This is a genomic window from Streptomyces sp. NPDC002734 (assembly GCF_040295685.1).
Classification (GTDB): domain Bacteria; phylum Actinomycetota; class Actinomycetes; order Streptomycetales; family Streptomycetaceae; genus Streptomyces.
In genome coordinates this window covers 22,936-30,232 of sequence record NZ_JBEOVU010000054.1, presented here as the reverse complement: position 1 = coordinate 30,232, position 7,297 = coordinate 22,936, and the positions used below count along the sequence as shown (strand labels likewise).

Annotated in this window: 6 protein-coding genes and 1 pseudogene; 2 read left to right on the top strand and 5 right to left on the bottom strand. The window is 70.2% G+C overall.

The genetic code is table 11. The features are described from left to right. Positions 1 to 754: 754 nt before the first annotated feature. Positions 755 to 1,264 (bottom strand): DUF2798 domain-containing protein, encoded by a 510-nt coding sequence (locus ABT026_RS30980; RefSeq protein ID WP_351118524.1) that lies wholly within the window; start codon positions 1,262 to 1,264, stop codon positions 755 to 757. 174 nt (positions 1,265 to 1,438) lie between these two features. Between ABT026_RS30980 and ABT026_RS32220 the strand changes: the two are divergent. Beyond that, a pseudogene (locus ABT026_RS32220) lies at positions 1,439 to 2,048 on the top strand (transposase); the annotation flags it as partial. 393 nt (positions 2,049 to 2,441) lie between these two features. Here the strand turns inward: ABT026_RS32220 and ABT026_RS30970 are convergent. Genes ABT026_RS30970 through ABT026_RS30955 form a run of 4 tightly spaced genes read right to left on the bottom strand, consistent with a single transcriptional unit; the run spans position 2,442 to position 6,359 of the window. After that, positions 2,442 to 3,722, bottom strand: coding sequence for an FAD-dependent monooxygenase (locus ABT026_RS30970; protein WP_351118523.1), 1,281 nt, complete (start codon positions 3,720 to 3,722; stop codon positions 2,442 to 2,444). Positions 3,723 to 3,736: 14 nt separating this feature from the next. Beyond that, positions 3,737 to 4,369, bottom strand: coding sequence for a maleylpyruvate isomerase family mycothiol-dependent enzyme (locus tag ABT026_RS30965; RefSeq protein ID WP_351118522.1), 633 nt, complete (start codon positions 4,367 to 4,369; stop codon positions 3,737 to 3,739). Further along, on the bottom strand, positions 4,366 to 5,193 hold the full coding sequence (locus ABT026_RS30960) for a fumarylacetoacetate hydrolase family protein (protein WP_351118521.1): 828 nt from the start codon (positions 5,191 to 5,193) through the stop codon (positions 4,366 to 4,368). Before ABT026_RS30960 ends, ABT026_RS30965 begins: the two co-directional genes overlap by 4 nt. A 2-nt stretch (positions 5,194 to 5,195) precedes the next feature. Further along, on the bottom strand, positions 5,196 to 6,359 hold the full coding sequence (locus tag ABT026_RS30955) for a cupin domain-containing protein (RefSeq protein ID WP_351118520.1): 1,164 nt from the start codon (positions 6,357 to 6,359) through the stop codon (positions 5,196 to 5,198). Positions 6,360 to 6,500: 141 nt separating this feature from the next. Here ABT026_RS30955 and ABT026_RS30950 point away from each other — a divergent pair, with 141 nt between their 5' ends. Then, on the top strand, positions 6,501 to 7,280 hold the full coding sequence (locus ABT026_RS30950; protein ID WP_351118519.1) for an IclR family transcriptional regulator: 780 nt from the start codon (positions 6,501 to 6,503) through the stop codon (positions 7,278 to 7,280). The last annotated feature ends 17 nt before the right edge of the window (positions 7,281 to 7,297 follow it).

Genomic DNA, 7,297 nt, shown 5'->3' with positions numbered 1-7,297 from the left:
TTGTCGATCGATGGCCGCGGCCGCCTTGTTCGTATCCGCGACCAGAGCGGCGGTCGAATTGATGCGGACGGGGTTCTTTGTGCTGAGCCGGTCGAGTACCTCTTCCACAGACGCTGACATGGTTCGGCACCGTATGAGCGCAGGTATGGGCGCACGCAAGTGCGCATGGGCGCGCACGTTGCCTCAGCGAGGCGGGCGCGACCATCGGTTCGTCCGTCTGGCCCCGGAGTCTGAAGTCACCGTGGCTGAGGACACGTTTCCTGCCTCAGCCATTCGCACGACGTTGCCCCTCAGCGGGCGGTTGGCTGTCCCTGGCGCCTCAGGTTGTCGGTGACAGAGAGTAGCATCGTCCGGGGCGTCAGGAGGTGGCTGAGCGCGCGGCGACGCGGGTGGGCCGGCACCGAGTCAGCACGCCGCAGACCCCGTGCTGGTTCCGTGCTGACTTCGAAGGCCGGAACCGTGCATAACCGCAGGTCCTACGGGCCGCACTGCAGGACAACGTGCTGTCGGTGCTCATGCCGGACGACGACATGCGGTCCCGGCTGACCGGAGTCCGGCAGGAGCCGGGCAGGCCGGAGCCCTGAAGGGCTCCGGCCCGCCCCGTGCAGTCGGCCACCAGCGGCACCAGTTACGTGATCAACGGACTCTTCTCTCAGGGCAGGACCTGCGCCATTGTCCGCGCGGGTACGACCGGCGGCCCGCAACCCTTCCGTTGCGCCGGGTCTCCTGTCCGCCCGCCCCACTTCGTGGGGCGTCAGGCCGCCGCGAGGGCGGTGCGGGCGTCCACGCGCCGGTGGTGGCGGCGCATGACCTCTCGGGCCACCGGCTGGGCGAGAAGGGCCTCGATGAGGAACGCGATGGTGAAGTTCCGCGGCCACAGGTGTGCGAACTGCTCCAGGGGCTCGGTGGAGACCTGCCGCGTGCCGATCCACGTGCCCACCACCGTCATCACGATGGAGATCAGCAGCACACTGCACAGGGCGTTGACGATCATGTGTGCGCGGAAGCTGTCGCCCGGGCGTACGAGCCGTCCGGTGAGCAGCTGGGCAGGCTTCATGGTCAGCAGCACGACTGCCACCACCGCGACCAGCAGCACCGGCATCACCCGAAGCAGATCGGTCCACATGGCCAGGGTGAAGCCGGCGGTCAGGCCGCCGATCACCACCGGGATGGTGTTCACCGAGATCACCGCGATGACCAGCATGAACGCCAGGAATTCCTTCGGGTTCCGCGGCAGGTGGGTGTGAAAGGGGTTGTCGCTCACAGTGCAGTTCCTCTTCGCTCGATACAGAGCCCGGAAACAACAACAGCGCCCGGCCCCCAGGTCGATGACCTGGGGGCCGGGCGCTGTTTCGAATGCTTGTACGCGCCGGACTTCGCAGCAAATGATACAGCCCCGCAGCTTCCGTCACGGACGTCTGCGTCGTGCCACCCCTGCAAAAAGGGCTCCCGCAAGGAACAAGACGGACACCGTGATCCCGTCGTCGAGCTACGCCGACGGCTGACGCTGCGGCGCAGGGCCCGCCTGGCGGCAGCGAGCCTTGGCCGCTCCCGCGGCGGTCTCACCACGAAGATCCATCTCACGGTCGACACCGCCTGCCGCCCCTTAGCGCTGATCATCACCGCAGGTCGGTCCGGCGACAGCCCTCAGTTCGTCCCCGTCCTGGAGAAAATCAAGGTGCGTGGTCCGGTCGGCAGGTCCCGGACCCAGCCCGGGGCCTGCCGACGACAAGACATCCCACGCGGACAAGCGTCATACTCCTCCCGCCGCAACCGCGCCTACCTGCGCAGACGCGGAATCAAAGCGGTGATCTCCGAGCCGAGGGACCAGGCGGCGAACCACCGGAAGAAGGGCTCGCGTGGCGGCGTCCCGTCACCTGCGACCCCGACTTCTACCGCGAGCGCAACACCGTCAAGCGCGGCATCAACAAGATCAAGGCATGGCGGGTCTTGCTACCCGCTACGGCAAGAACCCCGCCAACTACCAAGCCGCCCTCGAACTCCGCGCCGCGCTCCTCTGGATCCGCAGCCTCCGGACGGCCCAGTGATCACAACCCCGGACAAGCCCTAGCCCGACGCCTGAGGGAACGGTGTTGCCTCCAACTCTTCAAGGCACCGCACCATCGTTGAACCCCGTCGTCGGCGTCGACCATGTGCTGCGGGGGCTGCCGTCTTTCAGATCGAAGGGATCGCGGCGGTAGCGCAGATCGATCGCCGAACAGCTGTGGGTGACGCCCGGCCGCCGCAAACCGGATTCTGGCCGTGCTCGTCCACCAGGACTTCACCGTCCCGGCCCGATCATGTTGGATGCACTCATACTTCCAGGTCAGACACGGTGAAGGAGTTCTGAAGCACTACGGGTCCGAGGCGCCCCTACCGAAAGCGGCGGTGGCTCGCACCCGGACAGGCGTGCGGGCTACCTTGCGGCGCCGCCGCGCGGGTCAGGCCGCGGCCGTGGCCGCTGCCTGACCCGTTGCCGGGCCCTCGAGGGCGACCGAGGCCAGCGGGATCGGCGTGAACATCTCAGGCTCCTGGTCAGGCGTCAGCGCCGTCGGACCGTACAGCCAGTCGGTGAACGAGTAGTCGTACGTGTCCCGGGCGCGCAGCAGCGCGTTGCGCTGCTCGCGCTCCACGCCGTCCACGTGCCACAACTCACCCCAGGCCCGCGAGGTGGTCAGGACCCGGCGGCAGTGCTCCGGGCGGACCGCCTCGTAGGCGGCGAGGGCGGTGTCCCAGTCGACCGTGCCGTCCTCGGCGCGGTTGCGGCCGACGTGCTCGCCGAGCACCCAGCCGTCCTCGATCGCCATGATCGCGCCCTGGGCGATGTACTGCAGCGGCGGGTGCGCCGAGTCGCCGAGCAGCGCGATCCGGCCGTCGACCCACGTCATGACCGGGTCGCGGTCGAACATCCGCCACCACTTGTCGCGCCACATGAAGGGCAGGCCCTCCTGGACGAAGTCGCAGGTCCCGGCGAAGGCCGCGTCCAACTCGTCCGGGGTCCCCCAGTCCTCCCGGCCGGCGAGGGCCTTGGGGGACTCGAAGACAGCGACCTGGTTGAGCAGCTTGCCGCCGCGCAGGCCGTAGTGGACGAAGTGGCACTGCGGGCCCACGTACAGGGCGACCTCGCTGAGGTCGACGTCCTGCACCCGAGACTCCTCCGCCGGGACGGTGCCTCGGTAGGCGACGTATGCGGAGGACACCGGCTCGTCGTCGACCAGCAGCTTGCGCGCCACGGAGTGCAGGCCGTCGGCCGCGATGACCATGCCCGCCTCGTGGACCTCGCCGGAGACCAGGGTGACGCGGGCGCCGCTCTCGGTGTTCGCGTACGAGGTGACCCGCGCGTCGTTGACCAGTTCCACGTCGGCCCGCTCGCAGGCGCGCAGCAACAGCCCGTGCAGGTCGCTGCGGTGGATCACCATGTACGGGTAGCCGTAGCGCTGCTCGAGGTCGCGCAGGTCGAGCCGGGTCAGTTCCTCGCCGTCGATCGCGTCGCGCATCACCATCGAGTCCGGCACGACGCCGAGGCCCTTGGCCTCGTCGAGCAGGCCGTAGTCGTCGAGGATGCGGGTGCAGTTGGGGGCGAGCTGGATGCCGGCGCCGACCTCGCCGAAGGCGGGGGCGCTCTCCAGCAGGCGCACGCTCAGGCCCTGGCGGGTCAGCGAGAAGGCCGCGCCCAGGCCGCCGATGCCGCCGCCGACGACGATGACGTCAGGGTTGGACATGATCTTTCAACTCCTCAGAGCCACGGGCCGAGCTCGGGAGCGTCGGCAAGGGCGTGGGGGCGGCCCGCCAGCCAGGCGGCGACCTCGGGCAGCGGTCCGTCGGGCAGCTCGGTCAGCCCGCGCTTGGCGGCGATCTCGTCGACCAGGGCGGTCAGGAAGCCCGCCGGCAGGTCGGAGAAGGAGACACCGGTGCCGAAGTCGGCCGCGTGGACGCAGACTTCGCGGGAGCGCATCCAGGGCAGCTCGGTGGCCGGGACGGTGCGGCCCTGGGCGGTGACGACCTTGTTCCGCCACTGTTCCGCGGTGAGCCCGTCCAGGCCCCGGGCGAGCTTCACCGCGGAGGCGCACAGCCAGGCGCGCAGCTCCTGCGCGGACATCGCCGGGCCCTTGGCGATGCCGGCGGCGCGTTCCTCGGCGGAGGCGTACATGGGCGTCTCCTCGCCGGTGGCGGCCCAGTGCACGAGGTTGCACAGCGCGTCCGCGTTGGCGGCGACGTGCGCGGCCAGGTGCTTGCGGGTCCAGCCCGGCAGCATGCTGTCCGCGTCGAACTCGCCGTCGCCGATGTCCGCGACGGCGCCCAGCACCAGCTCGGTGCCGACGCGCGCCCACTCACGGGCGTCGGCGAGGGTACGGGGGGCGTCGGTCATCCCTCGACCACCTTGTTGACGCAGGCGCCCAGGCCGGAGATCTCGGTGGTCACGGAGTTGCCCGGGAGCAGGAACACCTTGGGGTCGCGGGCGTTGCCCACACCGGCGGGGGTGCCGGTGGCGATGATGTCGCCGGGCTTCAGGGTGATGACGGTGGAGATGTACTGCACCAGGAAGACCGGGTCGAACAGCAGCGTGCCGGTGTCGTCCTGCTGCATCACCTGGCCGTCGACGACCGTTTTCACCTTGAGTGCCGGGCGGACGCCGCCGACCTCGTCGGGGGTGACGACGTAGGGGCCGACCGGGGTGGTGGCCTCCCAGATCTTGCCCTGGGTCCACTCGATGGTGCGGAACTGCCAGTCGCGCACCGAGATGTCGTTCATGACGGTGAAGCCGGCGATGGCCTCGGCGGCCTGTTGCTCGTCGGCGCGGCGCACCGGCTTGCCGATGACGACGGCGAGTTCGACCTCCCAGTCGAAGGCGTCGGTCTCCGCCGGCTTGACGATGTCGTCGTTCGCGCCCAGCAGGGTCTCGGCGAACTTCGGGAAGAGGGTCGGGTAGTTGGGAAGGTCCCGGCCCATCTCCTTGATGTGGTTGGTGTAGTTGTGGCCGACGCAGACGACCTTGGAGGGGTTGGGGACGACCGGCGCGAAGTCGGCGCCGTCCACCGGGTAGGTCGTGCCGGAGGCTGCGGCGGTCTTCTCCCGCCAGTCGGTCTCGGCGAACAGCTCGCCCAGGTCGGTGTGTCCGAGGTCGACGAGGACGTCGCCGTCGAGGCGGACCGCGCGGTTGCCGGCGGCGGTGCGGATGGTGGCGAGCTTCATGTTCAGGCGTCCTTCTGGGTGCGGTTGAGCCGGAGGGCTTCGAAGACGGGGGAGTCGGAGAAGCGGAAGAGGTCGAGGGCGCCCTCGTCGGAGTCGGTCGTGCCGGCCTCCGACTTCACCGAGAACGGCTCCCACGACGGGACGACGAACAGGTCGCCGCGGCCGACCGTCCAGGTCTTCCCGCCGACGGTCACGACGCCGGAGCCGTCGAAGACCTGGTAGACCGACGAGCCGGTCTCCCGGACCGGCGTGGTCTCGGCGCCGCGGGCCACGCGGTGGAACTCGGCGCGGATGGTCGGCAGTACGTCGGAGCCGTCGTGCGGGTCGGAGTAGCGGACCGCGGCGTGGCCGGGTTCCACCGTGCCGCCGAAGCCTTGCTTCTCCAGCAGGAGTTGGTCGCGCAGGGCGGCGTTGGTGTACTCCCACTTGTAGGACAGCAGTGGGCTGCCCGGGGTGGCGGGGGCGGCCGACAGCGGACGCAGACCCGGGTGGCCCCACAGGCGCTCGGACCGGGACCGGTCCGGGGTGATCCGTTCGGCGTCGCTGATCTCGTCGCGGCCGAACTCGAAGAACTGGGCCTCGGTGACGTACTGGAACGGGATGTCCAGACCGTCGATCCAGGCCATCGGCTCCGAGGTGGCGTTGTGGTGGGCGTGCCAGTTCCAGCCGGCCTGTGGGAGGAAGTCGCCGCGGTTCATCGGCACGGCGTCGCCGCCGACGACCGTCCACACTCCGGAGCCCTCGACGACGAAGCGGAAGGCGTGCTGGGTGTGACGGTGCTCGGGAGCGTCCTCGCCTGGCATCAAGTACTGGATGGCAGCCCACAGGGTCGGCGTGGCGAACGGTCGGCCGCCGAGGGACGGGTTGGCCAGCGCGATCGCGCGGCGCTCGCCGCCGCGGCCGACCGGCACCAGGTCGCCGGCCTGCGAGGCCAGCTCCCGCAGCCGCTCCCAGCGCCAGACGTGAGGGACGGCGCGTGAGCGCGGGTGGGTCGGCATCAGGTCGCCGATCTCGGTCCACAGCGGGACCAGCAGCTCCTGCTCGAAGCCCCGGTAGAGCTGCTCGAGAGCGGGAGTGACCTCGGGCTGCCCCTCGCCGTCGACGGCCTGGAGCCGGACCGGGGAATCCGTGGAAACGTCCTGGGGGACGGAGGAGGTGGTCGTCATGCGGCTCAGCGTGCACCCGCTCACAGTGGAGAACACGGATATTCTGGAGAGCAGAATTTCCCTGCGCAGCGCCGGTGGCGCCCTGCAGTGTTGGCGCAGGGTCTCCTTCTTCCGGACCCGGACAGGCAGACAGGCCAGGTCATGGACAAGCCCCTGAAGACACCACCGCCCTACCCGATCGCCAGCGTGGACCACGCGCTGCGGGCGGCGGCCATCCTCCAGATGGAGGGCACCGCGACGGTGGCGCAGATCGCCGACCGGCTGGGGGTCGCCAGGTCCACCGCCCACCGGATCCTGTCCATGCTCGTCTACCGGGACTTCGCCGTGCGGGACGACAGCCGGGTCTACCGGGCGGGGCCGGTGCTGGAGCTCGCCGCTCACTCCCGGTCCCTGGCCTCGCGTCTGAGGGCCGCCGCCCTGCCGCACCTGCAGCACGTCGCCGACCGCCTCGACGAGACCACCAACCTGATTGTGCGCACCGGTGACACCACCCGGGTCATCGCCAGCGTCGAATGCCGGCAGACCCTGCGGGTCGGCTCCCGCGAGGGCATGGTGTTCCCCGCGCATCGGACGACTGCGGGGCTGCTGCTGCTGCTCGCCGAACTGCCGGACGAGGAACTCGAGGAGTTCCACAGCCGTGTACAGGCCGGTGACCGGCCCGGCGGCCTTCCGGGACTTCCGCAGCTTCGGGCGGAGCTGGCGAGGCTGCGGCGTACGGGGTTCGCGGTCAATCAGGAGCGCTCGGAGCGGGGGCTGGTCGCCGTGGGCGTCCTCGTCCGCGATCAGGATGGCACGGCGGTGGCGGGCCTGTCCGTGTCTCTCCCCGGAGCCCGGTACGACCCGCACCGGCTGCGGCCGACGGTCGCCACGCTCGAGGCGGCGGCCCGGGCCCTGGAAAGGGACCTGGCCACCCAGTCCTGACCCGCAGCCGAGGGGGG

What these genes read in the sequence shown, in the direction of transcription:
- ABT026_RS30950 (WP_351118519.1), top strand. Translation starts at nt 6,501, where the DNA reads ATGGACAAGCCCCTGAAGACACCACCGCCCTACCCGATCGCCAGCGTG.
- ABT026_RS30965 (WP_351118522.1), bottom strand. Translation starts at nt 4,369, where the DNA reads ATGACCGACGCCCCCCGTACCCTCGCCGACGCCCGTGAGTGGGCGCGC.
- ABT026_RS30960 (WP_351118521.1), bottom strand. Translation starts at nt 5,193, where the DNA reads ATGAAGCTCGCCACCATCCGCACCGCCGCCGGCAACCGCGCGGTCCGC.
- ABT026_RS30955 (WP_351118520.1), bottom strand. Translation starts at nt 6,359, where the DNA reads ATGACGACCACCTCCTCCGTCCCCCAGGACGTTTCCACGGATTCCCCG.
- ABT026_RS30970 (WP_351118523.1), bottom strand. Translation starts at nt 3,722, where the DNA reads ATGTCCAACCCTGACGTCATCGTCGTCGGCGGCGGCATCGGCGGCCTG.